Here is a 23,069-nt window from a genome sequence, read left to right as displayed (position 1 = left end):
CGCCATGAAGTGCCCGCACTGCCCCTCGTCCACTCTCGTCATCACCGAGCGCAGCGGCGTCGAGATCGACTACTGCCCGCAATGCCGGGGCGTCTGGCTGGACCGGGGCGAGCTGGACAAGCTGATCGAGCGCTCGCTGCACGAGCCGCCGCCGTCCCACGGCAGCCTGGGCTACGAGCGAACCGCCGCGCGCCGCCCCCGCAAGTCGTCCTGGCTCAGCGACATCTTCGACTGACGCCCCCTTCCACCCTCCACCCGCCCATTCCTTTCCATGACTGAATTCCTACTCACCCCCTTCCTCGGCCAGGCCGTCTGGCTCTGGCTGGTGTTCGTCGCCGTGGTGGTCGCGCTGCTGGCCTTCGACCTCGGCGTGCTGCACCGCGACGACCATGAAATCGGCATCCGCGAGAGCCTCTGGCTCTCAGCCGGCTACATCACGGCGGCCTCGCTGTTCGGCGCCTGGCTGTGGTGGCAGCTCGGCACGCAGAGCGGCATCGACTACTTCACCGGCTTCCTGATCGAGAAGTCGCTGTCCATGGACAACGTGTTCGTGATCGCGATGATCTTTTCGTTCTTCGCCATACCGCGCCAGTACCAGCACCGCGTGCTGTTCTGGGGCATCCTGGGCGTGATCGTGCTGCGCGCGCTCATGATCGGCCTGGGCGCGGCGCTGGTGACGCAGTTCTCGTGGGTGCTGTACCTGTTCGGCGCCTTCCTGGTGGTCACCGGCCTCAAGATGCTCTGGCTGGCCGACCACACGCCCAACCTGGAGAAAAACCCGTTGCTGCGCTGGCTGCGCGCCCACCTGCGCGTCACGCCCCAATTGCACGGCAATGCGTTCTTCGTGCGCGCCCCGCACCCTGCCAGCGGAAAGGCCGTGACCTGGGTGACGCCGCTGTTCCTGGCGCTGTGCATGGTGGAGTTCGCCGACCTGATCTTCGCCGTGGATTCGGTGCCCGCCATCTTCGCCATCACCACCGACCCGTTCATCGTCTACACGAGCAACATCTTCGCCATCCTGGGCCTGCGCGCGCTCTACTTTGCGCTGGCGGCCATGATCCACCGCTTCGCCTACCTCAAGTACGCGCTGGCCCTGGTGCTGGTGTTCATCGGCAGCAAGATCTTCCTGGTCAATATCGTGGGCAAGATCCCCTCGCTGCTGAGCCTGGGCATCACGGCGGGCCTGATCGCGGGCGGCGTGCTGGTGTCGCTGTGGAAGACGCGCGGCCAAAACACCACGGCACTGCCTGCGCCCGGGCAAGGCGGCTGACGTTCCCGCAGTACCGCGCCCGCGCATGCCGCTGCCAGGGTGGCGCTGGACCGTGGCGCGCATGGCCGCCGCCACGGGCATGCGCTAAGCGCTTGGCGGCTTCCTGGAGGCCTTGACGGCCTTGGCGGGCTGCACCGATGGCTCCGGCTGGGAGGCGCCCGGCGGCAGGTAGTTGGCGCCGGTCACCACCGACTTGCCGGTCTGGTTTTCCAATTGGCGACGGGCCTTGGCAGCGATTTGGCCGCCAGCCTGGGCGGCAGACTTGTTTTCCGCCATGCCGGTGGCCTCCACGCTCTCGGCAATCTGGCGCGTGGAAAGCTCGGCCAGCGCGGTGAAGATCAGCTCTGCCTCACTCATGTGGTCGCGCAGGTTATGGCTGCTCAGGCCCTTCATCTGCTTGTGCTGCGCCACGCTCACGCCCGCCCATTCCTGGTGAATGATGTTGGTGAGGATGGCGAATTCGCTTCCCGCCTTGATGTCGTGCCCGCTCCAGTAGTCCGTGAGCTTGTTGCGGGTTTCCTGGCCCGTCATGCGCTGCTGGATCCATTTGTCGCTGCGGCCGTGCTGCTGCCAGGTCTGGCGGGCACGGTCGAGTGACAGGGCGGGGTCGGCCATCTCCTGCATGCGCTCGTAGCCCACCTTGGCCAGCCAGAGCTTGATGGGCTCGGCCTTGGGGCTGGGAACGGATTGGACCAGCCGGAGCAGGGTTTCCGCGGTGGCTACGTCGGTGAGATAGTTTTTGCCGTCGGCAGCAGGCAATTTCAGTCGGTGACAGCTTGTCACCGACTCGCTGCCCTCCTTGCTCAGCCGCTCTTTGAGCTTGTTCCAGTATTTGCGTGCCGTTTGGTAGTCCTGCTGTTGCGTCAGCACCCGTACGACATCAACCACGGAGAACCACCAGGTTTCCGTCGCTTCGTCGTACGCGCGGCGGATGGATTGGCCGTCGAATGCGGTGGGCAGGATTTTCATACCGATCGCCTTTTGAGGAAGGTTTCGAGGCAAAAGCAGGGCTGTGGACGCTGGCATCCCAAGGCCTGGTAATATACTGTATATATTACCAGCCGCAACCCGCCCATCCAGCGCCGACGCGCGCGTGAAAGGCCCTGGCGCACGCGCTTCATTTGCTATGAAATACGTAGCTACTAGCGCTTACCTATAAACCGCTATAACCAATTTCCATAGGTAATTTTTCAGGCACCCCTCCTGTGCCACACTCCCTCCCCTATGTCTTCCACAGAATGGGCCCAGGAGGGCCTGCAGGCGTTCGATGCGGTGGTGCGCTCCACCGAGGGTTTCCGTGGCCGCGCGGGCCAGCGCGCCATGGCTGAACAGGTGGCGCGCACCTTCGCCGTAGCGCAGTTGGGCAAGGTGGACGAGGAGGAGGGCGAGCCTCGGCGCGCCATCGCCGTCATCCAGGCCGGCACGGGCGTGGGCAAGTCGCTGGCCTACTGCGCGCCGGCCATTGCCATCGCACTGGCGCGCGGCACGCGCGTGTTGATTTCCACCGCCACCGTGGCGCTGCAGGAGCAGCTGGTCCACAAGGACCTGCCCGCGCTGGCGGCGCAGATGGAGCAGCCCTTCAAGTTCGCGCTGGCCAAGGGGCGCGGGCGCTATGTGTGCAAGCTCAAGCTCGAACGCCTGGCCGGCACGGGCGAGGCGCACGGCGAGGACGATGACGACCTGTTCCCCGAGGAAGCCGCGCACGCGCGCGGCAAGCCCAGCCGGCAGGAGACCGAGGCGCGCATGCAGTTCTACGCCAGCATGGCGCAGGCCCTGGCCCAGGGCGCCTGGGACGGCGACCGCGACAGCCTGGACACCCCGCCAGAGCCCGAGGCCTGGAGCCCCGTGGCCGCCGAGGGCAGCTCGTGCACCGGGCGGCACTGCCCGGCCTTCAGCCAGTGCGTGTACTACGACCAGCGCAAGGCGCTGGTGGGCGCGCAGGTGATCGTGGCCAACCACGACCTGCTGCTCTCGTCGCTGGGCGCGCGCGTGCTGCCCGAGCTGGACAACTGCCTGCTGGTGCTCGACGAAGCGCACCACCTGCCCGCCACCGCGCTTGACCAGTTCGCCTGCAGCGCGGACCTCAGCCGCCTGGCCTGGATCGACCGGCTCTCCAGCCGCGCGCTGCGCATCGGCACCCTGGTGGAGGTGACCGAGGTGGCCGACATCCCGCGCCACGCCAGCCAGTTGCGCCAGCGGATGCAGGACCTGGAGCGCCTGGTGATGGACCTGTACGGCGAGACGCTCAAGGCCCAGAAACTCGCCTGGGGCCCGGCGCGCGTGCGCGTGCCGCGCGGCGTGCTGCCCGAGGTCTTGCACGAGCCCCTGGGCCAGCTCGCGCACCATGCGGCGGGCTTTCTGGACAGCCTGCGCGCCATCTCCAAGGCACTGCGCGCCGAGATGCGCGACAAGCCCGACGAGGCACGCCGCCTGTCGCAGCTCTATGCCCAGATCGGCACGCTCGCGCCCCGGCTCGAAGCCGTGCACGCGACCGCGCAATTGCTGCTGCAGGAGCCGCCCGAGGGCGAGGCCACGGGCTTCGTGCCCAACGCCAAGTGGTTCACGCTGGAGGTGGACGGCGACTTCATCGTCGTCAAGGCGCACGCCAGCCCCATCCTGCCCGGCAGCACGCTGCGCGGCCACCTCTGGAGCGGCGTGCGCGGTGCGGTGCTGACCTCGGCCACGCTCACGAGCTGCGGGCAGTTCGACTTCTTCCTGCGCGAATCGGGCCTGCACGGGGACGAGGCGGCCACCACGCTCGAAGTACCCAGCCCGTTCAACTACGCCGCCCAGGGCACCTTGATCGCCGCCGAAACGCAGGCCGACCCGAAGAACGCCGCGCAGTTCACCACCGAGATGGTCGAGGCCCTGCTGCACGACCTGGCGCGCGTGGAATACGGCGCCCTGGTGCTGTTCACCTCGCGCGAGCAGATGCGCCAGGCCGTGGACCAGCTCGCCACCTCCATGCGCAGCGTGGTGCTGGTGCAGAACCAGCTGCCGCGCACGCAGCTGCTGGCGCGCCACCGCGAGCGCGTGGCGGCAGGTGAGCCCTCCATCATCTTCGGCATGCAATCCTTTGGCGAAGGGCTGGACCTGCCCGGGCGCCTGTGCGAATCGGTGTTCATCACCAAGCTGCCCTTCGCCCCGCCGGACGACCCGGTGGGCGAGACCCGCGCCGAATGGCTGCGCGCCGTGGGCCGCGACCCGTTCAGCGAGCTGGTGGTGCCGGCCACCGCCATCCGCCTGGCGCAATGGGCGGGCCGCGCCATCCGCACCGAGGAGGACCAGGCGCATGTGTACTGCTACGACAAGCGCCTCACGCGCACCAGCTACGGCCAGCGCCTGCTCAAGGGCCTGCCGCCGTTCACGTTGGAGCGGCGCGGCGCGCGCGGACAATAGCGGCCCTACACCACAACAACACCGCGGAGGAAAAACCCATGCCCCACACCGTACCCGCCTGCCCGCAATGCGGCCAGGAGAACACCTACCCCGACGGCGACAACTACATCTGCCCCGACTGCGGGCACGAATGGCCCCAGGCCGCCGCCGCGCCGGCCGATGACGAGGCCACCGGCGACGGCGTGGTGCGCGACGCCAACGGCAACCCGCTGCAGGACGGCGACGCCGTGATCCTGGTGAAGGACCTGAAGGTCAAGGGCTCCTCGTCCACGCTGAAGAAGGGCACCAAGATCAAGGGCATCCGCCTGGTCGATGGCGCTGACGGCCACAACGTGGACTGCAAGACCGACCTGGGCAGCATGCTGCTCAAGTCCGAGTTCCTCAAAAAGGCCTGATCGCTCTTTTTTCGATAGCTGCCGGCGCTTTATTAACGGGCGCTGCACCGCTATTTTCCTTCCATGCACCCGGCGCGCCGCGCCACGCGCCTGACGCTCCGCAAAGCCGCTGCAAGCGGCTGCGGGCACAATCGCCGCCCGGCGGAGCCCCCAGGGGCGCCCATGGCAATCCCTGCGGAGGCGTGTGCATGAACCTTTTCGTGTCGTTCAAATACCTGCTCGCGCTCGACGAGCAGCGCCACTTCGGCCGCGCCGCGCTGGCCTGCCATGTCACGCAGCCGGCGCTGTCGAACGCGCTGCGCGCGCTGGAGGAAAGCCTGGGCGTGGCCATCGTCACGCGCGGGCGCAGCTTCGCCGGGTTCACCACCGAGGGCGAGCGCGTGCTGGCCAGCGCGCGGCGCATGCTGCGCGAGCACGAACTGCTGCAGCAGGAACTGCAAAGCAGCGCCGGATCGCCCAGCGGCCAGCTGCACATCGGTGCCGTGCCCATGGGCATGCCGATTGCGGCGCGCTTCGTCGGCATGCTGCACGACCGGCACCCGGGCATCGTCTCCACGCTGCGCTCCATGAGTTCGTCCGAGCTGGAGGCGGGCCTGGAGAACATGGCGCTGGACATCGCCATGGGCTACCCCGAGCGCCTGGAGGGCACGCGCGCGCCGCTGCGCGTGGTGCCGCAGTACACCGAGCACTACTTCCTGCTGCGCCGCGCGGCCACGCCCGCGCGGGGCGGCCTGCAGATGGGCCCGGCCACCACCTGGGCCAGCGCGGCGCGGCTGCCGCTGTGCCTGCTGACGGGCGAGATGCACAACCGCGCCATCGTCGACAACGCCTTCCGCCGCGCGCACGCCCAGCCGCGCCCGGCCATCGAGACCAACTCCATCCTCACCCTGGCGCTGAGCGTGGCGGCGGGCCGCGTCAGCAGCATCATGCCGGGCGCGCTGGTGGACGCGGTGCGGGGCTATGGCGAGCTGGAGGCGCTGCCGCTGGTGGAGCCGTCCATCGAGGTGCCCATCGCCCTCATGGTGCACGAGAGCAACCGCCTCTCGCGCACGCTGGAGGCGGCGCTGGACTTCGCGCAGAGCCGCGAATGGCTGGCCGAGGCCGCGCGGCACGGCCAGCCCACCGGGGATGCTGGTTAACCCTGATTTTTGGTTTGTATCAGCCCATCACGACAAAGAATTAGACCCGCCGCACCAGTTTGCCGACACTCCCGGGGCGCCACAGAGCGCGTCGCACAAAACCAAGGAGACACGATGTCAGCAGTTCTGGAGCCCATGGGGCCATCCACCGGCGTGGCCGGCTGGCTGGACAAGGAGAGAACCATCGCCGGTCCAGGCTTCAACCGCTGGCTGGTGCCGCCGGCGGCGCTGGCCATCCACCTGTGCATCGGCATGGCCTACGGCTTCTCGGTGTTCTGGCTGCCGCTGTCCAAGGCCATCGGCGTCAGCGCCGCCCAGGCCTGCCCCAAGGACATGGGCCTGCTGACCGAGCTGTTCACCACCACCTGCGACTGGCGCATCTCCAGCCTGGGCTGGATGTACACCCTGTTCTTCGTGCTGCTGGGCTGCTCGGCCGCGCTGTGGGGCGGCTGGCTGGAACGCGCCGGCCCGCGCAAGGCCGGCGTGGTGTCGGCGCTGTGCTGGTGCGGCGGGCTGGTGCTGTCGGCGCTGGGCATCTACACCCACCAGTTGTGGCTGCTGTGGGTGGGCTCGGGCGTGATCGGCGGCATCGGGCTGGGGCTGGGCTACATCTCGCCGGTCTCCACGCTCATCAAGTGGTTCCCCGACCGGCGCGGCATGGCCACCGGCATGGCCATCATGGGTTTTGGCGGCGGCGCCATGATCGGCTCGCCGCTGGCGGCGGCGCTGATGAAGGGCTTCGCCACGCCCACCAGCGTGGGCGTGGTCGAGACCTTCCTGGTCATGGCCGCGATCTACTTCGTCTTCATGATGGGCGGCGCCCTGGGCTACCGCGTGCCGCCCAGCGGCTGGAAGCCCGCTGGCTGGACGCCGCCGCCCGCGCTCAAGCACAACACCATGATCACGCAGCACCATGTGCACGTGAAGAAGGTCTGGGGCATTCCGCAGTTCTGGCTGGTGTGGATGGTGCTGTGCATGAACGTGAGCGCCGGCATCGGCGTGATCGGCATGGCCAGCCCCATGCTGCAGGAGATGTTCGGCGGCCAGCTCATCGGCGTGGACAAGTCCTTCGGCGACCTCGACAAGGCGCAGCTCGCCGCCATCGCCGCCATCGCGGCGGGCTTCACCGCGCTGCTGTCGCTGTTCAACATCGGCGGGCGCTTCGTCTGGGCCAGCTTCTCCGACCGGCTGGGGCGCAAGACCACCTACGCGGTGTTCTTCATCCTTGGCGGCCTGCTCTACGCCAGCATCCCGGCCAGCGCGGGCGCGGGCAGCCAGCTGCTGTTCGTGGCGGCGGTGTGCGTCATCCTCTCCATGTACGGCGGCGGCTTCGCCACCGTGCCGGCCTACCTGGCCGACCTGTTCGGCACGCAGATGGTGGGCGCCATCCACGGCCGCCTGCTCACGGCCTGGGCCACGGCCGGCATCATCGGCCCGGTGGTGGTGAACTACATGCGCGAATACCAGCTCGGCCTGGGCATTCCGCGCGAACAGGTGTACAACCAGACCATGTACATCCTGGTGGGCTTCCTGGCCGTGGGCCTGGTGTGCAACCTGCTGATCCGCCCGCTCAACGCCAAATGGTTCATGACCCCCGAGGAACTGGCGCACGAGAAGCACCTGGCGCACGACCGCGCCGTGGCCAACGAAGTCGGCATGGGCCCGGGCAGCGGCGGGCGCACGCCCACGGCCGTGGTGGTGCTGGCCTGGATCGCGGTGGGCATTCCGCTGGCCTGGGGCATCTGGCGCACGCTGGAGAGCGCCGCCAAGTTCTTCCACTGAACGGCGGTGCGCAACAATTTTGATAGCTGCCAGCGCTTTTCATTGTTGAATTTCAAGGCGATTCATATCTGAAACCTAGGTAAATCAAGCGCTGGCAGCTATGTTTTTTAAACAACGGCACCCCATTCCCCGAGAAGCAACGACGATCCCACAGGACCCCCGATGACGACGAGTGCCTCCCCTTCCCCCGTTCCCGCCCCGCCCGGCGTGGACGCCACCGTGCAGGCCGTGCTGGCGCGCCTGGCCGGCGAACCCGGCGCGCTGCTGCCCATCCTGCACGCGCTGCAGGACGCGCTGGGCCATGTGCCCGACGCGGCCGTGCCGCACATCGCCGACGCGCTGAACCTCTCGCGCGCCGAGGTGCACGGCGTCATCAGCTACTACCACCACTTCAAGCGCGCACCCGGCCCCGCGCACACGCTGCAGATCTGCCGCGCCGAGGCCTGTCAGTCCATGGGCGCCGAGGCGCTGCTGGCGCATGCGCGCGCCCACCTGGGCTGCGGCCCGCGCGACACCTCGGGCGACGGCGCCTTCGCCGTCGAGGCGGTGTACTGCCTGGGCCTGTGCGCCTGCTCGCCCGCGCTGGCGATCGACGGCCAGGTGCACGCGCGCGTCACGCCGCAGAAGTTCGACGCGCTCGTCGCGCAGACCAGGAGCGCGGCATGAACGGCACCACCCTCTACGTTCCGCGCGACTCGGCCGCCCTGGCCGTGGGCGCCGACAGCGTGGCCCGGCGCATCGCCCAAGAGGCCGATGCGCGCGGCATCGCCGTGCGCATCGTGCGCAACGGCTCGCGCGGCATGCTCTGGCTGGAGCCGCTGGTGGAAGTGGCCACGCCGGCCGGGCGCGTGGCCTACGGGCCGGTGGCGCCCGAGGACGTGGCCGGCCTGTTCGACGCCGGTTTCACCACCGGCGGCGCGCACGCGCTGGCCCTGGGACCGACCGGCGCCATCCCCTACCTGGCGCGCCAGCAGCGCCTGACCTTCGCGCGCATGGGCATGACCGACCCGCTCTCGCTCGCCGACTACCAGGCCTACGGCGGCTTCGACGGCCTGCGCAACGCCATCGCCATGCCGCCGGCGGGCATCGTGCAGACCGTGCTCGACTCGGGCCTGCGCGGGCGCGGCGGCGCCGCGTTCCCGGCCGGCATCAAGTGGAAGACGGTGGCCGGCGCGGCGGCGGCGCAGAAATACATCGTCTGCAACGCCGACGAGGGCGACTCGGGCACCTTCTCCGACCGCATGGTCATGGAGGGCGACCCCTTCATGCTGATCGAGGGCATGGCCATCGCCGCGCTGGCCGTGGGCGCCACGCAGGGCTACATCTACGTGCGCTCGGAATACCCGCACGCCATCGCCACGCTGGAGGCCGCCATCGCCCGGGCCGAGGCGGGCGGCTTCCTCGGCGACAACCTGCTCGGCTCGGGCCGCGCCTTCCACCTGCAGGTGCGCAAGGGCGCGGGCGCCTATGTGTGCGGCGAGGAGACGGCGCTGCTGGAAAGCATCGAGGGCAAGCGCGGCATCGTGCGCGCCAAGCCGCCGCTGCCCGCGCTGGCGGGCCTGTTCGGCCAGCCCACGGTCATCAACAACGTCATCACGCTGGCCAGCGTGCCCATCATCCTGGCGCGCGGCGCGCAGTTCTACCGCGACTACGGCGTGGGCCGCTCGCACGGCACGCTGCCGTTCCAGCTGGCCGGCAACATCAAGCACGGCGGACTGGTGGAGACGGCCTTCGGCCTGACGCTGCGCGAGCTACTGTACGACTTCGGCGGCGGCTCGGCCACGGGCCGGCCCATCAAGGCGGTGCAGGTGGGCGGGCCGCTGGGCGCCTACCTGCCCGAGTCGCAGTGGGACGTGCCGCTGGACTACGAGGCCTACGCCGCCATCGGCGCGGGCATCGGCCACGGCGGCATCGTGGTGCACGACGACACGGCCGACCTCTCGCGCCTGGCGCGCTACGCCATGGAGTTCTGCGCGCTGGAATCGTGCGGCAAGTGCACGCCCTGCCGCATCGGCTCGACGCGCGGCATGGAGGTGCTCGACAAGATCCGCGCCAACCAGGACCGGCCGCGGCAGGTGGCCCTGCTGCGCGACCTGTGCGACACCATGGTGCACGGCTCGCTGTGCGCCATGGGCAGCATGACGCCGATTCCCGTCACCACCGCCCTGCAGCACTTCCCGCAGGACTTCGGTCTCGCCACGCCGGACCGCCACGCGGCCTGACCCCCGCCGCAGAGGACACCCATGCTGAGCCAGCACCCCGACATCGACTACGGCACCCCCGCCAGCCCCGCCACCACCCTGGTCACCCTGGAGATCGACGGCGCCCAGGTCACCGTGCCCCAGGGCACCTCCCTCATGCGCGCCGCCATGGACGCGGGCGTACAAATCCCCAAGCTCTGCGCCACCGACAGCCTGGAGCCCTTCGGCGCCTGCCGCCTGTGCCTGGTGGAGATCGAGGGCCGCAAGGGCTACCCGGCCTCGTGCACCACCCCGGCCGAGGCTGGCATGAAGGTGCGCACACAAACCGACAAGCTGCAGGACCTGCGCCGGGGCGTGATGGAGCTGACCATCTCCGACCACCCGCTGGACTGCCTGACCTGCGCCTCCAACGGCGACTGCGAGCTGCAGACCCAGGCCGGCGTGGTGGGCCTGCGCAACGTGCGCTACGGCTTCGAGGGCGCCAACCACTTCGACGACCCGAAGGACGAATCCAACCCCTACTTCACCTACGACCCGGCCAAGTGCATCGTCTGCAACCGCTGCGTGCGCGCCTGCGAGGAAACGCAGGGCACCTTCGCGCTGACCATCACCGGGCGCGGCTTCGGCTCGCGCGTCACGGCGGGGCAGGGCGGCAGCTTCATGGAATCCGACTGCGTGAGCTGCGGCGCCTGCGTGCAGGCCTGCCCCACGGCCACGCTGGAGGAAAAGACCATCATCGAACGCGGCCAGCCCGAGCACAGCGTGGTCACCACCTGCGCCTACTGCGGCGTGGGCTGCGGCTTCAAGGCCGAGATGAAGGGCGCCGAGGTGGTGCGCATGGTGCCGTGGAAGGACGGCAAGGCCAACGAAGGCCACTCCTGCGTGAAGGGCCGCTTTGCCTGGGGCTACGCCACGCACAAGGACCGCATCACCCGGCCCATGGTGCGCGACAAGATCACCGACCCCTGGCGCGAGGTCAGCTGGGAGGAAGCCCTGGCGCACGCCGCCGGCGCGTTCCGCCGCATCCAGGCCGAGCACGGCAAGGACGCCATCGGCGGCATCGTCTCGTCGCGCTGCACCAACGAGGAAGCCTACCTGGTGCAGAAGCTGATCCGCGCCGCCTTCGGCAACAACAACGTGGACACCTGCGCCCGCGTGTGCCATTCGCCCACGGGCTACGGCCTGGGCGTGACGCTGGGCACCTCGGCCGGCACGCAGACCTTCCAGTCGGTGGAGAAGGCCGACGTGGTGATGGTGATCGGCGCCAACCCCACCGACGGCCACCCGGTGTTCGGCTCGCGCCTGAAGAAGCGCCTGCGCGCGGGCGCCAAGCTCATCGTGGCCGACCCGCGCCGCATCGACCTGGTGAAGTCGCCGCACATCCGCGCCGCGCACCACCTGCAGCTCAAGCCCGGCACCAACGTGGCCCTCATCACGGCGCTGGCGCATGTCATCGTCACCGAGGGCCTGGTCGACGAGGCCTTCGTGGCCGAGCGCTGCGACGCCAAGTCGTTCGCCGAGTGGCGAGCCTTCGTCGCCCGGCCCGAGCATTCGCCGCGCGCCACCGAGGCCATCACCGGCGTGCCCGCGGCCGAGGTGGAGGGCGCCGCGCGCCTGTACGCCCGGGCCGGCAACGCCGCCATCTACTACGGCCTGGGCGTGACCGAGCACAGCCAGGGCTCGACCATGGTGATCGGCATCGCCAACCTCGCCATGGCCACGGGCAACCTGGGCCGCGAGGGCGTGGGCGTGAACCCGCTGCGCGGCCAGAACAATGTGCAGGGCTCGTGCGACATGGGCTCGTTCCCGCACGAGCTGCCGGGCTACCGCCACGTGGCCGACAGCACCGTGCGCGGCCAGTTCGAGGCCGCCTGGGGCGCCGCCATCGACCCCGAACCCGGCCTGCGCCTGCCCAACATGCTCGACGCCGCGCTGTCGGGCCAGTTCCGGGGCCTGTACTGCCAGGGCGAGGACATCGTGCAGTCCGACCCGAACACGCAGCACGTGGCCGCCGCGCTGCAGGCCATGGACTGCATCGTGGTGCAGGACATCTTCCTCAACGAAACCGCTAAGTACGCGCATGTGTTCCTGCCAGGCTCTTCGTTCCTGGAAAAAGACGGCACCTTCACCAACGCCGAGCGCCGCATCTCGCGCGTGCGCAAGGTCATGCCGCCGCTGGGCGGCTACGCCGACTGGGAGGTGACGGTGCAGCTGGCCCAGGCCCTGGGCTACGCCATGCCCTACGACCACCCGGCGCAGATCATGGACGAGATCGCCGCGCTCACGCCCAGCTTCAGCGGCGTGAACTACGCCAAGCTCGACGCGCTGGGCAGCGTGCAGTGGCCCTGCAACGAGCGCACGCCGCCCGAGGGCACGGCCACCATGCACGTGGACCAGTTCGTGCGCGGCAAGGGGCGCTTCATGGTCACGCAGTACGTGGCCACCGACGAGAAGGTGACGCGGCGCTTCCCGCTGCTGCTCACCACCGGGCGCATCCTGTCGCAGTACAACGTGGGCGCGCAGACGCGGCGCACCGCCAACGTGCAGTGGCATGGCGAGGACCGGCTGGAGATCCACCCGCACGACGCGCAGGAGCGCGGCATCCGCCATGGTGACTGGGTCGGCGTGCAAAGCCGCGCGGGCGACACCGTGCTGCGCGCCGATGTGTCCGAACGCGTGCAGCCGGGCGTGGTCTACACCACCTTCCACTTCCCCGAGTCGGGCGCCAACGTCATCACCACCGACAACTCCGACTGGGCCACCAACTGCCCCGAGTACAAGGTGACAGCCGTGCAGGTGATGCCGGTGATGCAGCCCTCGGTCTGGCAGAAGGAGCACCAGCGCTTCGACCGCGAGCAACAGGAGCTGCTGGACGCCCGCGCCCACGCGCCGCAAGCCGCACAATGAACCCCATGCCCCGGAACAACGCCCCCGCTCCCCCGCCCGCGCGCGACGCCATCGCCTTCTGCGAGGGCGCGCGCACACTGCCCGTGCGCGGCGTGCGCGCCGGCGCCGACTTCGCGCTGGACGACTGGGTGGCCGACGAGGTGCCCGTGGCGCTCGAATACAACGGCATCGCGCACGCCGTGATGCTGGCCACGCCGCTCGACCTGGAGGACTTCGCCCTGGGCTTCTCGCTCAGCGAGGGCATCCTGGACGACGCGGGCGAGCTCTACGGCGTGGAGGAAGAGTCCTCCGAACTGGGCATCACGCTGCACCTCACGGTGTCGGCCGGCGCCTTCGCCCGCCTGAAGGAACGGCGCCGCTCGCTCACCGGGCGCACCGGCTGCGGCCTGTGCGGCACCGAGAGCCTGGCCCACGTGGCGCGCGCGCTGCCGCGCCTGCCCGCCACGCCGCCGCTGGAGCGCGCCGCCATCGCGCGCGCCATGTCGCAGTTCTGCGCCCTGCAGACCCTGCAGCAGGCCACTGGCGCCGTGCACGCGGCCGCCTGGTGCAGCGCCGACGGCGAGGTGCGCTGGCTGCGCGAGGACGTGGGCCGCCACAACGCGCTGGACAAGCTCATCGGCGCGCTCGCCCACCATGGCGTGGACGCCGCCAGCGGCTTCATCGCCGTCACCAGCCGCGCCAGCTTCGAGATGGTGCAGAAGACCGTGGCCGCCGGCGTGCCGCTGCTGGCCGCCGTGTCGGCGCCCACCTCGTTCGCCGTGGCCACCGCCGAGCGCGCCGGCCTCACGCTGGTGGGCTTCGCGCGGCAGCAGGACCTGGTGGTCTACTGCGGCCCCGAACGCCTGGGCTGGAGCCCCCTGCACCTGGACCGAACGAACGAGAGCCCCCCGAATGCACATTGAATCCCTGGTCAAGATGGCCAACCAGATCGGCGACTTCTTCGACGCGCTGCCCGACCGCGCCGAGGCGCTGGACGGCGTGGCCCTGCACATCCGCAAGTTCTGGGCGCCGGCCATGCGCCGCCAGTTCCTGGCCCATGTGGACAGCGGCGGCGCCGGGCTGCACCCGCTGGTGCTGCAGTCGGTGCGGGCGCACCGCGCGGAATTGGATTGAGAACCCGTTCGCTTCATTTTTTATAGCTGTTAGCGCTTTACCGTACTGGTCTGGAGGCCTTTTCCCTCATGGTTTCAACACCCAGGGGATAGACTGGCGCCCCATGACCTCCCGCATCGCCGTCATCGACTTCGAGACCACCGGCAGCTCGCCCGGCCAGGGCGCGCGCGCCACCGAAGTGGCCATCGTGCTCGTGGAAGACGGCCGGGTGGTGGACCAGTTCCAGAGCCTGATGAACGCCGGCGTGCGCATCCCGCCGTTCATCACCCAGCTCACCGGCATCACCAACGCCATGGTCGAGCAGGCGCCGCCCGCGCCGGACGTGATGGCCCAGGCGCGCCGCTTCGTCGGCGACACGCCCCTGGTGGCGCACAACGCGCCGTTCGACCGGGGCTTCTGGCAGGCCGAGCTGGCGCGCGCCGGCTGCGACGCCCCCCAGCCCTTCGCCTGCACGGTGCGGCTGGCGCGGCGCCTGTACCCCGAGGCGCCCAACCACCAGCTCGGCACGCTGGCGCGCTTTCACCAATTGCCCAGCGCGGGCCGCGCGCACCGGGCGCTGGCCGACGCGCAGGTGACGGCGGCGCTGCTGCTGCGCATGCAGCAGGACCTGGCCGGGCGCTGGGGCGTGGCCGATACCGGGCATGGCTTCCTGATGGCGCTGCAGGAATGCGCGCGGGCGCGGCTGCCCGATTTCCTGCGCAAACACGCAGCGCAGGCCCCGGGTTTGCACGCGGCGGACCGGCAAAAAACCGCCATCTGCCGATAATCGGCTGCCTTCCACTCCGCACAGAGGTTTTCCATGTCGCTGTTGATTCTGGGTCTGGTTCTTTTCCTGGGGGCGCATTCGGTGCGCATCGTGGCCGACGGCTGGCGCGCGCAAATGATCGGCCGCCTGGGCGAAGGCCCCTGGAAGGGGCTGTACTCGGTGGTGTCGCTCGCCGGCCTGGCGCTCATCGTCTACGGCTACGGCCTGGCACGCCAGCAGCCCGTGGTGCTGTGGAACCCGCCGTTCGCCACGCGCCACGCCGCTTCGCTGCTGACGCTGCTGGCCTTCCTCCTGCTGGCGGCCGCCTACGTGCCGCGCAACGCCATCAAGGCCAAGCTGCACCACCCCATGGTGCTGGGCGTGAAGACCTGGGCGCTGGCGCACCTGATCTCCAACGGCAACCTGGCCGACGTGCTGCTCTTCGGCGGCTTCCTGCTGTGGTCGGTGCTGGATTTCCGCGCCGCGCGCCAGCGCGACCGCGCCCAGGGCACGCAGTACCCCGCCGGCACGGCGGCGGGCACGGCCGGGGCCGTGGTCGCGGGCCTGGTGGCCTGGGCCGCGTTCGCTTTCTGGGCGCACGCGCCGCTGATCGGCGTCTCGCCCATGGGCCGTTGATACCATGCCATTTCCCCCGCATTCCAGGAGGCTCCCATGAAAGGCAATTTCGCGGCCATCGCCCTGGTGGCCATCGGCACCTTCTTCCTGCTGACCAACCTGGGCGTGATCGACATCAGCCTGCGCGAACTGCTGCGCACCTGGTGGCCGCTGATCCTGATCGCCGTGGGCGTGGGCATGTTCCTGACGCCCGAGCGCATGAAGAAATGACGTTGCCCTCAAGCTATTTTTCTGATAGCTTGAAACGCTCATGTCCACTGCCCTGAAGGCCTTTTCCGCTGCGAATCTCCCGGTGTCCGCGCTGGCCCTGGCCGGCGCGCTGCTGCTGGCCGGCTGCGCCGCGCCGCGCCCGCCCGCGCATGCGCCAGGCATGCCGGCCACGCGGGCCCCGGCCTCGCAGCTCACGGACGAGCAGGCGCACGACATCGCCATCCACGCCCTGGGCCTGGTGGGCACGCCCTACCGCTACGGCGGCAACACGCCCGACACGGGCTTCGACTGCAGCGGCCTGATCGGCTATGTCTACCGCCACCGCGTGGGCACGGCGCCGCCGCGCACCGTGGCCCAGCTCAGCAGCTGGGGCCAGCCCGTGGCGGCCGGCGAGCTGCGCACCGGCGACCTGGTGGTGTTCGGCGCGGGCCGCGCGCCCACGCACGCCGGCATCTACGTGGGCGAGGGGCGCTTCGTGCATGCACCGTCGAGCGGCGGCGACGTGCGCCTGGACCACCTGCAGTCGCGCCACTGGGCGCGCCAGAACGTCGCCTTCCTGCGCCCCTGAAGCCCGGCGCACGCCTCAGGCGACAATCAGGGGCATGACGATCCATGCCCACCGCCCCGCCACCCCGCTGTCCACGCTCGACACCACCCGCATCGACGACACCCGCATCAAGGCCGTGCGCCCCCTGATCACCCCCGCGCTGCTGCAGGAATGGCAGCCCGCCCCGGCCGCCGCCCAGCTGCTGGTGGAGCAGAGCCGCGCCGCCCTCTCGCGCGTGCTGCAGGGCCAGGACGACCGGCTCATCGTGGTGGTGGGCCCCTGCTCCATCCACGACCACAGCCAGGCCATGGAATACGCGCGCCAGCTCAAGGCCCGGGCCGACGCGCTGCAGGACGACCTGCTGGTGGTGATGCGCGTGTACTTCGAGAAGCCGCGCACCACCGTGGGCTGGAAGGGCTACATCAACGACCCGCACCTGGACGGCAGCTTCGCCATCAACGAGGGCCTGGAGATGGCGCGCGCGCTGCTGCTCGACGTGCTGGCCCTGGGCCTGCCCGTGGGCACCGAGTTCCTCGACCTGCTCTCGCCGCAGTTCATCGCCGACCTGGTGAGCTGGGGCGCCATCGGCGCGCGCACCACCGAGAGCCAGAGCCACCGCCAGCTCGCCAGCGGCCTGTCCTGCCCGGTGGGCTTCAAGAACGGCACCGACGGCGGCGTGAAGGTGGCCTCCGACGCCATCCTGGCGGCCCAGGCCTCGCACGCCTTCATGGGCATGACCAAGATGGGCCAGGCCGCGATCTTCGAGACGCGCGGCAACCAGGACTGCCATGTCATCCTGCGCGGCGGCAAGCAGCCCAACTACGGCGCTGCCGACGTGGAGGCCGCCTGCGCGCTGCTGCAAGCCAGCGGCCTGCGCCCGCAGGTGATGGTCGATGTCTCGCACGCCAACAGCAGCAAGCAGCACCAGCGCCAGATCGTGGTGGCGCAGGACGTGGCCCAGCAGATCGCCGGGGGTGACGCGCGCATCACCGGGATCATGATCGAGAGCCACCTCGAAGAGGGCCGCCAGGACATCGTGCCCGGCCAGCCGCTGCGCCACGGCGTGTCGGTCACCGACGCCTGCATCAGCATGGCGCAGACGGTGCCGGTGCTCGAAGGACTGGCCGCCGCGGTGCGCCAGCGCAGGGCCGCCCACGCCTGAGCCCGGGTTTTGGGTAAACCTCGATGCGGGCGGCCGCCCCGTGCGTGTAGGATCGGCAGCAACTTCATAGTTGGGCAGGTCGCTGACCTGCCAGACCGCTTCGATCCATGCGCTCGCTCCGGCTCCCGATACCCCACGCTGACCTGGCCTGGCGCGGCGCCACCATCGGGGCCTGACCATGGCGGCCGGGCACACCTTCACGGAAGCGGCACGCCTGCAGGCGCTGCAAGCCTGCTCCATCCTCGACACCCCCCCTGAAGAAGCCTTCGACCAGCTCGCGGCGCTGGCCGCGTGCATCTTCGGCACGCCCATGGCGGCGATCGGCTTCATCGACGGCAGCCGCCAGTGGTTCAAGGCCGCCCACGGTCTGCCGGTGCGGGAATTCGGGCTGCCGGCGGCCTTCTGCTCCCATTGGCTCGACGGCCGGAGCGATCCCGTGGTGGTGGCCGATGCCACGCAAGACCCGCGCTTCGCCGGCAACCCGCTGGTGCTGGGGCCGCCGGGCATCCGTTTCTGCGCCAGCGCGCCGCTGGTCACCGCCGAGGGCCTGCCGCTGGGCACGATCGCCGTGTTCGACACGCAGCCGCGCGCCCCCCGGCCGGACCAGTTGCAGGCCCTGCGCACCCTGGCGCAGCAGGCCCTGGCGCTGCTGTCCCTGCGCCAGGAGCGCGAGCGCATGCAGTCCCGGCTGCTGGCCCAGACCGAGACACTGCGCGTGGCCGGCCGCATCGCCCGCGTGGGCGGCTGGATAGTGGACCTGCCGGGCATGGCGCTGGCCTGGTCGGACGACATCGCCGCGCCGCTGGGCCTGACCCGCCAGGCGCCCACGGTGCGCAAGGCGCTGCGGCTGTACGCGCCGCCCTACCGCGACGCCGTGCGCCGGGCCTTCGCGGCCTGCGTGCGCGAGGGCCGGCCTTTCGACATCGAGGCACGCGCCCAGGTACCGGGGCGCGCGCCGGTCTGGCTGCGCACGGTGGGCCAGGCCGTGCGCGACGCGCAGGGCCGCATCGTGCGCGTGCAGGGCGCGTTCCAGGACATCACCGAGCGCCACGAGGCCGACATGGCCCGCCGCGTCAGCGACGAGCGCTTCCACCTCGTCGCCCAGGCCACCACCGACACCGTGTGGGACTGGGACGTGCGCACCAACGCGCTGTGGTGGAGCGCCAGCTTCCGCGACATGCTGGGCCTGCCCCAGGACGCCACCATCCCGGATGCCGACACCTACGCCGAATGGCTGCACCCCGAGGACCGCCAGCGCGTCATCCGCTCGCTGCGGGACGCGGTGCGCGGCGCGGAAACCACCTGGCAGTCCGAATACCGCCTGCGGCATGACGCCGGCCACTACCTCTGGATCCTTGACCGGGGTTTCGTGATTCGAGACGCCCAGGGGCAGGCCTTGCGCATGGTGGGCGGCATGAGCGACATCAGCGCGCGCAAGCTGGCCGACCTGGAGGCACGGCAGGAGGCGCGCATCCATGCCGAGCTGGTGCGGGTGCAGCAGCGCATCTCCTCGCTGTCCATGCGGCTGGACGAAGTGCTCACGCTGGTGGCGCAGACGGCCCTGCACGCCAGCGGCGCCACGGGCGCCATGGTGGAGATGCTCGACGGCGACCGGCTGGTCTCCCAGGCCTCGGCCGGGCAGATGGTGCGCCCCGCCGGCACCGCCCTGCCGCTGCACGACAGCCTGCTGTGGGCCGACCTGCGCGAGGGCCGCACCGTGCTGTGCAACGACATCCAGGGCGAAGGCTGGCCCCTGGGCCGCAACTATCAGCGCGAGGGCGTGCGCGCGGCGCTGGCCGTGCCGCTGCGCGTGGACGGTGCCGTGGTGGGCGCGATCAAGCTCACCTCGGACCACACGGGCGCGTTCGGCCAGCGCAGCCTCGCGCACCTGCAGATCCTGGCCGAATCGCTGGGCGCCATGGTGCAGCTGCGCCAGGTGGCCGACCGGCTGCAGGCCTCGGAGCAGCAGTACAAGCTGCTGTTCGACGCCCATCCCCAGCCCATGTGGGTCTATGCGCAGGACGAGAGCCTGCGCTTCCTGGCCGTCAACCAGGCCATGCAGGCGCTCTACGGCTACGGCGCCGAGGAGCTGCTGCGCATGAGCGTGCACGACCTGTGGCTGCCCCACCAGCGCGCGCACCTGCACGACGAGGTCGCCGCCATCGCGCACGAGGCCCGGCGCGACAACGTGATGGGCCGCCACCGGCGCAAAGACGGCACGGTGATGGACATGGAGATGTCCTCGCGCGGCATCATGTTCAACGGCCAGCGGGCACGCCAGGTCATGGCCACCGACGTGACCGAGCGGCTGCGCACGCAGCGCGAGCTGGCGCGCATGGCGCGTGCCCAGCAGATGCTCAGCAACTGCAACGAAACCCTGGTGCGCGCCACCTCCGAGACGGCGCTGCTGCAGTCCATCTGCCGCACCGTCGTGGAAATCGGCGGCTACCGCCTGGGCTGGGTCGGTTTCACCCGCGACGACGCGGACAAGACCATCGAGATCGTGGCCCACGCCGGCGACCACGGCGACTACCTCGCGGGCCTGCAAGTGTCCTGGTCGGAAACCGATCCACGCGGCCAGGGGCCGGCCGGCATCACGGTGCGCACGGGCCGGCCCACCATCGTGCGCGACCTGCATGGCGACCCCGCGTTCAGCGGCCTGTCCGAGCGCATGCGGGGCCATGGCTTCCACGGCGTGATCAGCCTGCCGCTGCGCACCGCGCGCCAGACCTTCGGCCTGCTCTACCTCTACGCCCCCGAGGTGCTGCACATCGGCCCCGAGGAGAGCGCGCTGCTGCAGGAACTGGCCAACGACCTGGCCTTCGGCATCATGAGCCTGCGCGCGCGCAAGGAGCAGCAGCAGTTGCAGGCGTCGGTGCTGAAGATGGCGGCGGCGGTCTCGGCCGCCACGGGCACCGAGTTCTTCGAACAACTGGCGCGCAACATGTCCGAGGCGCTGGGCGCCCAGGTGGGCGCCGTGGCCCGCCTGTTGCCGCAGCAGCCGGGCCACGGACCGCGCGTGGTCTCGCTGGCCCTGGTGGCCAACGGCGAACTGCTCCCCAACATCGAATACGACCTGGAGCACACGCCCAGCGAACAGCTGCTGGCCCAGCGCCAGTACGTGGTCACGCACGGCCTGGCGCTGCGCTACCCCGAATCGCCCATCGTGAACCGGCTGCAGGCCCAGGGCTATGCGGGGCAGCAGCTGTGTGACAGCACGGGCACGCCGACCGGGCTGATCTTCGTGCTGTTCCGCCAGCCGCTGGCCAATGCCGAGTTCGTCTCCACCACGCTGCAGATCTTCGCCACGCGCGCCTCGGCGGAAATAGAGCGCCAGGTGACCGACACGCGCATCCGCCGCCAGGCCTCGCTGCTGGACAAGGCGCAGGACGCCATCGTGGTGCGCGACCTGCAGAACCGCGTGACCTACTGGAACCGCAGCGCCGAGCAGGTCTATGGCTGGCCCCGCGAGCAGGCGCTGGGCCAGCCCATCGACACGCTGCTCTATCCGGACAGCGCCGCCTTCCTGCGCGCCACGGCGGCCGTGCTGGCCCAGGGCGAATGGGCGGGCGAGATCGTGCAGCACCACCGGAGCGGCCAGGACATCGACATGGAAGGACGCTGGACCCTGGTGCGTGGCGACGACGGCAAGCCCGACTCCATCCTGGAGATCAACACCGACGTGCGCCAGCGCAAGGCCACCGACCGCGAGATCCAGCGCCTGGCGTTCTACGACACCCTCACCGGGCTGCCCAACCGCATGCTGCTGCTCGACCGCATGCAGCAGGCCCTGGGCACCGCGCAGCGCCAGCAGCAGGGCGGGGCGCTGCTGTTCATCGACCTGGACAACTTCAAGACGCTCAACGACACCCTGGGCCACGACAAGGGCGATCTGCTGTTGCAGCAGGTGGCCCAGCGCCTCAACGCCTGCGTGCGCGCCGTGGACACGGTGGCGCGGTTGGGCGGCGACGAGTTCGTGGTCATGCTCGAAGGGCTGCACCCGGACCCCGATGCCCTGGCCCTGGAGGCCCGTGCCGTGGGCGACAAGGTGCTCTCGGCGCTGTCGGCGCCCTACGAGCTGGCCGGCTACCACTACCGCAGCACGCCCAGCATCGGCATCGCGCCCTTCCTGGGCGACCAGACCAGCGTGCTCGACCTGCTCAAGCAGGCCGACCTGGCCATGTACCAGGCCAAGACGGCCGGACGCAACACGCTGCGTTTCTTCGACCCGCACATGCAGGCCGTGGTGAGCGCGCGCGCGGCGCTCGAATCGGACCTGCGCGCCGCGCTGGCCCAGGGCCAGTTCCTGCTGCACTTCCAGCCCCAGGTCGACGCATCGCGCCAGTACGTGGGCGTGGAGGCGCTGCTGCGCTGGAACCACCCGGAGCGCGGCCTGGTCCCGCCCGCGCAGTTCATCCCGCTGGCCGAGGAGACCGGGCTCATCCTGACGCTGGGCCGCTGGGTGCTACACATGGCCTGCAAGACCCTGGCCAGGTGGCGAGACGACCCCGTGCTGGGCCGCCTGACCATGGCCGTGAACGTGAGTTCGCGCCAGTTCCGCGATCCCGGCTTCATCGACGACGTGGCCCACACCCTGGCCATCAACGAGGCGCCAGCGCACCAGCTCAAGCTGGAACTGACCGAAAGCCTGCTGGTGGAGGACATGGACGTGGCCATCTCCACCATGACGGCCCTGCGCAGGCTGGGCGTGAACTTCTCGCTCGACGACTTCGGCACCGGCTACTCCAGCCTGAGCTACCTCAAGCGCATGCCGCTGCACCAGATCAAGATCGACCAGGGCTTCGTGCGCGACCTGCTCACCGACCCGAACGACGCGGCCATCGTGGACACGATCATCGCCCTGAGCCTGAGCCTGGGGCTGGACGTGATCGCCGAGGGCGTGGAAACCGACGAGCAGCACGCCATGCTGCTGCAGGCGGGCTGCACGGCCTTCCAGGGCTACCTGTTCAGCCCTCCCTTGCCCCTGGACGCCATCGAGCCCCTGCTGCGCTTGCCGGTCCACTGACACGGAACGGCCCCGTGGCGGTCCACGCCCGGCGCGCGCCCCGGGCACGGGAAAGAACGGCTGTCTTTCTCTTACTTTCTTTTCTATGAATACATAGTAGTAGTAGTAAGCCGCGCCACTTTCTGTGGACAAGCTGCTTTTCCCTTGCCGTGGCGCGCACTTGCGATCGGGAAGGGGCTGTGGGCGCCGCCCCTTTCCCGCCGTTCCCGGAACGGGGACAAATCCCCAGAAAGGCCCAGCGCTGTGGATAAGTCACGGGTTATGCCGGATTTGTCCCCATGTTTGTCCAGGCAGGCGCGGGCCAACACGGCCATTGCGGCGGTGGCGAGCCCCACGCCAGGCCCCTGGCTTGGTCAGCCCCCAAAAACCGGCCGGGCATGCCGGGGCTCCACCCGGCGGCGCCCGGAAAAGAAAGGAATCCGTCGGCATGCCACGGCTTTTGCCGCGCCCTGGACGGGGCTTCTGGTTGTTCTTTTTGACTTCTATATTTAAATAGCAGTAGTAGTAGAGTCGCCCGGTTTCTGTGGACAAGGGCGT

At 69.9% G+C, this 23,069-nt stretch carries 18 protein-coding genes; 17 read left to right on the top strand and 1 reads right to left on the bottom strand.

Annotated elements, in window-relative coordinates; genetic code table 11:
• Nucleotides 1-4: 4 nt before the first annotated feature.
• Nucleotides 5-235: a TFIIB-type zinc ribbon-containing protein gene (locus D8S75_RS01320; RefSeq protein ID WP_119964124.1), complete on the top strand. Its 231-nt coding sequence runs from the start codon at nucleotides 5-7 to the stop codon at nucleotides 233-235.
• 36 nt (nucleotides 236-271) lie between these two features.
• Complete coding sequence (locus tag D8S75_RS01315; protein WP_119964123.1) at nucleotides 272-1,270, top strand: TerC family protein; 999 nt, start codon at nucleotides 272-274, stop codon at nucleotides 1,268-1,270.
• Between the two features lie 84 nt (nucleotides 1,271-1,354).
• On the opposite strand, the gene D8S75_RS01310 is transcribed toward D8S75_RS01315, so the two are convergent.
• Nucleotides 1,355-2,239 (bottom strand): BRO-N domain-containing protein, encoded by an 885-nt coding sequence (locus D8S75_RS01310; RefSeq protein WP_119964122.1) that lies wholly within the window; start codon nucleotides 2,237-2,239, stop codon nucleotides 1,355-1,357.
• A gap of 255 nt (nucleotides 2,240-2,494) precedes the next feature.
• Between D8S75_RS01310 and dinG the strand changes: the two genes are divergently transcribed.
• From dinG to D8S75_RS01240, 15 genes are all read left to right on the top strand, one after another.
• Complete coding sequence (dinG, locus tag D8S75_RS01305; protein WP_119964121.1) at nucleotides 2,495-4,669, top strand: ATP-dependent DNA helicase DinG; 2,175 nt, start codon at nucleotides 2,495-2,497, stop codon at nucleotides 4,667-4,669.
• 38 nt (nucleotides 4,670-4,707) lie between these two features.
• Nucleotides 4,708-5,064, top strand: coding sequence for a zinc ribbon domain-containing protein YjdM (locus tag D8S75_RS01300; RefSeq protein ID WP_119964120.1), 357 nt, complete (start codon nucleotides 4,708-4,710; stop codon nucleotides 5,062-5,064).
• Nucleotides 5,065-5,252: 188 nt separating this feature from the next.
• Nucleotides 5,253-6,203 (top strand): LysR family transcriptional regulator, encoded by a 951-nt coding sequence (locus D8S75_RS01295; protein WP_119964119.1) that lies wholly within the window; start codon nucleotides 5,253-5,255, stop codon nucleotides 6,201-6,203.
• Between the two features lie 114 nt (nucleotides 6,204-6,317).
• Nucleotides 6,318-7,985, top strand: a complete 1,668-nt coding sequence (locus tag D8S75_RS01290; protein ID WP_232828816.1) for an OFA family MFS transporter — start codon at nucleotides 6,318-6,320, stop codon at nucleotides 7,983-7,985.
• A 162-nt stretch (nucleotides 7,986-8,147) separates the two neighbouring features.
• The gene (locus D8S75_RS01285; RefSeq protein WP_119964117.1) at nucleotides 8,148-8,651 is read left to right on the top strand and encodes a formate dehydrogenase subunit gamma; all 504 of its coding nucleotides are present in this window, start codon (nucleotides 8,148-8,150) and stop codon (nucleotides 8,649-8,651) included.
• Nucleotides 8,648-10,207 carry a formate dehydrogenase beta subunit gene (locus D8S75_RS01280; protein WP_119964116.1) on the top strand — a complete coding sequence of 520 codons (1,560 nt, stop codon included), beginning with the start codon at nucleotides 8,648-8,650 and terminating at the stop codon, nucleotides 10,205-10,207. Before D8S75_RS01285 ends, D8S75_RS01280 begins: the two co-directional genes overlap by 4 nt.
• Nucleotides 10,208-10,228: 21 nt before the next feature.
• Complete coding sequence (gene fdhF, locus D8S75_RS01275; protein WP_119964115.1) at nucleotides 10,229-13,093, top strand: formate dehydrogenase subunit alpha; 2,865 nt, start codon at nucleotides 10,229-10,231, stop codon at nucleotides 13,091-13,093.
• A gap of 5 nt (nucleotides 13,094-13,098) precedes the next feature.
• Nucleotides 13,099-13,995 (top strand): formate dehydrogenase accessory sulfurtransferase FdhD, encoded by an 897-nt coding sequence (fdhD, locus tag D8S75_RS01270; RefSeq protein WP_119964114.1) that lies wholly within the window; start codon nucleotides 13,099-13,101, stop codon nucleotides 13,993-13,995.
• On the top strand, nucleotides 13,985-14,206 hold the full coding sequence (locus tag D8S75_RS01265) for a formate dehydrogenase subunit delta (RefSeq protein WP_119964113.1): 222 nt from the start codon (nucleotides 13,985-13,987) through the stop codon (nucleotides 14,204-14,206). The genes fdhD and D8S75_RS01265 overlap by 11 nt, the downstream gene beginning before the upstream one ends.
• Nucleotides 14,207-14,309: 103 nt before the next feature.
• Nucleotides 14,310-14,972: a 3'-5' exonuclease gene (locus D8S75_RS01260; protein ID WP_119964112.1), complete on the top strand. Its 663-nt coding sequence runs from the start codon at nucleotides 14,310-14,312 to the stop codon at nucleotides 14,970-14,972.
• Nucleotides 14,973-15,005: 33 nt separating this feature from the next.
• Nucleotides 15,006-15,587, top strand: a complete 582-nt coding sequence (locus D8S75_RS01255) for an NnrU family protein (RefSeq protein ID WP_119964111.1) — start codon at nucleotides 15,006-15,008, stop codon at nucleotides 15,585-15,587.
• Between the two features lie 36 nt (nucleotides 15,588-15,623).
• Nucleotides 15,624-15,797, top strand: a complete 174-nt coding sequence (locus tag D8S75_RS17560; RefSeq protein WP_198673119.1) for a LiaI-LiaF-like domain-containing protein — start codon at nucleotides 15,624-15,626, stop codon at nucleotides 15,795-15,797.
• A 40-nt stretch (nucleotides 15,798-15,837) separates the two neighbouring features.
• A complete protein-coding gene (locus D8S75_RS01250; RefSeq protein WP_198673118.1) occupies nucleotides 15,838-16,365 on the top strand; it encodes a C40 family peptidase in 528 nt (175 codons plus the stop codon).
• A 34-nt stretch (nucleotides 16,366-16,399) separates the two neighbouring features.
• A complete protein-coding gene (locus D8S75_RS01245; protein WP_119964110.1) occupies nucleotides 16,400-17,506 on the top strand; it encodes a 3-deoxy-7-phosphoheptulonate synthase in 1,107 nt (368 codons plus the stop codon).
• Between the two features lie 178 nt (nucleotides 17,507-17,684).
• On the top strand, nucleotides 17,685-22,532 hold the full coding sequence (locus D8S75_RS01240) for an EAL domain-containing protein (RefSeq protein ID WP_119964109.1): 4,848 nt from the start codon (nucleotides 17,685-17,687) through the stop codon (nucleotides 22,530-22,532).
• Nucleotides 22,533-23,069 lie beyond the last annotated feature (537 nt).

The organism is Simplicispira lacusdiani, from assembly GCF_003604195.1.
GTDB classification, from domain to species: domain Bacteria; phylum Pseudomonadota; class Gammaproteobacteria; order Burkholderiales; family Burkholderiaceae_C; genus Simplicispira; species Simplicispira lacusdiani.
Note: the sequence above shows the minus strand (reverse complement) of the source record. Positions and strands in the feature narration are given on the sequence as shown.

Excerpts from the sequence above, each read along its gene's own strand:
- D8S75_RS01320 (WP_119964124.1), top strand. The coding sequence starts at position 5 with ATGAAGTGCCCGCACTGCCCCTCGTCCACTCTCGTCATCACCGAGCGC.
- D8S75_RS01315 (WP_119964123.1), top strand. The coding sequence starts at position 272 with ATGACTGAATTCCTACTCACCCCCTTCCTCGGCCAGGCCGTCTGGCTC.
- D8S75_RS01310 (WP_119964122.1), bottom strand. The coding sequence starts at position 2,239 with ATGAAAATCCTGCCCACCGCATTCGACGGCCAATCCATCCGCCGCGCG.
- dinG (WP_119964121.1), top strand. The coding sequence starts at position 2,495 with ATGTCTTCCACAGAATGGGCCCAGGAGGGCCTGCAGGCGTTCGATGCG.
- D8S75_RS01300 (WP_119964120.1), top strand. The coding sequence starts at position 4,708 with ATGCCCCACACCGTACCCGCCTGCCCGCAATGCGGCCAGGAGAACACC.
- D8S75_RS01295 (WP_119964119.1), top strand. The coding sequence starts at position 5,253 with ATGAACCTTTTCGTGTCGTTCAAATACCTGCTCGCGCTCGACGAGCAG.
- D8S75_RS01290 (WP_232828816.1), top strand. The coding sequence starts at position 6,318 with ATGTCAGCAGTTCTGGAGCCCATGGGGCCATCCACCGGCGTGGCCGGC.
- D8S75_RS01285 (WP_119964117.1), top strand. The coding sequence starts at position 8,148 with ATGACGACGAGTGCCTCCCCTTCCCCCGTTCCCGCCCCGCCCGGCGTG.
- D8S75_RS01280 (WP_119964116.1), top strand. The coding sequence starts at position 8,648 with ATGAACGGCACCACCCTCTACGTTCCGCGCGACTCGGCCGCCCTGGCC.
- fdhF (WP_119964115.1), top strand. The coding sequence starts at position 10,229 with ATGCTGAGCCAGCACCCCGACATCGACTACGGCACCCCCGCCAGCCCC.
- fdhD (WP_119964114.1), top strand. The coding sequence starts at position 13,099 with ATGCCCCGGAACAACGCCCCCGCTCCCCCGCCCGCGCGCGACGCCATC.
- D8S75_RS01265 (WP_119964113.1), top strand. The coding sequence starts at position 13,985 with ATGCACATTGAATCCCTGGTCAAGATGGCCAACCAGATCGGCGACTTC.
- D8S75_RS01260 (WP_119964112.1), top strand. The coding sequence starts at position 14,310 with ATGACCTCCCGCATCGCCGTCATCGACTTCGAGACCACCGGCAGCTCG.
- D8S75_RS01255 (WP_119964111.1), top strand. The coding sequence starts at position 15,006 with ATGTCGCTGTTGATTCTGGGTCTGGTTCTTTTCCTGGGGGCGCATTCG.
- D8S75_RS17560 (WP_198673119.1), top strand. The coding sequence starts at position 15,624 with ATGAAAGGCAATTTCGCGGCCATCGCCCTGGTGGCCATCGGCACCTTC.
- D8S75_RS01250 (WP_198673118.1), top strand. The coding sequence starts at position 15,838 with ATGTCCACTGCCCTGAAGGCCTTTTCCGCTGCGAATCTCCCGGTGTCC.
- D8S75_RS01245 (WP_119964110.1), top strand. The coding sequence starts at position 16,400 with ATGACGATCCATGCCCACCGCCCCGCCACCCCGCTGTCCACGCTCGAC.
- D8S75_RS01240 (WP_119964109.1), top strand. The coding sequence starts at position 17,685 with ATGGCGGCCGGGCACACCTTCACGGAAGCGGCACGCCTGCAGGCGCTG.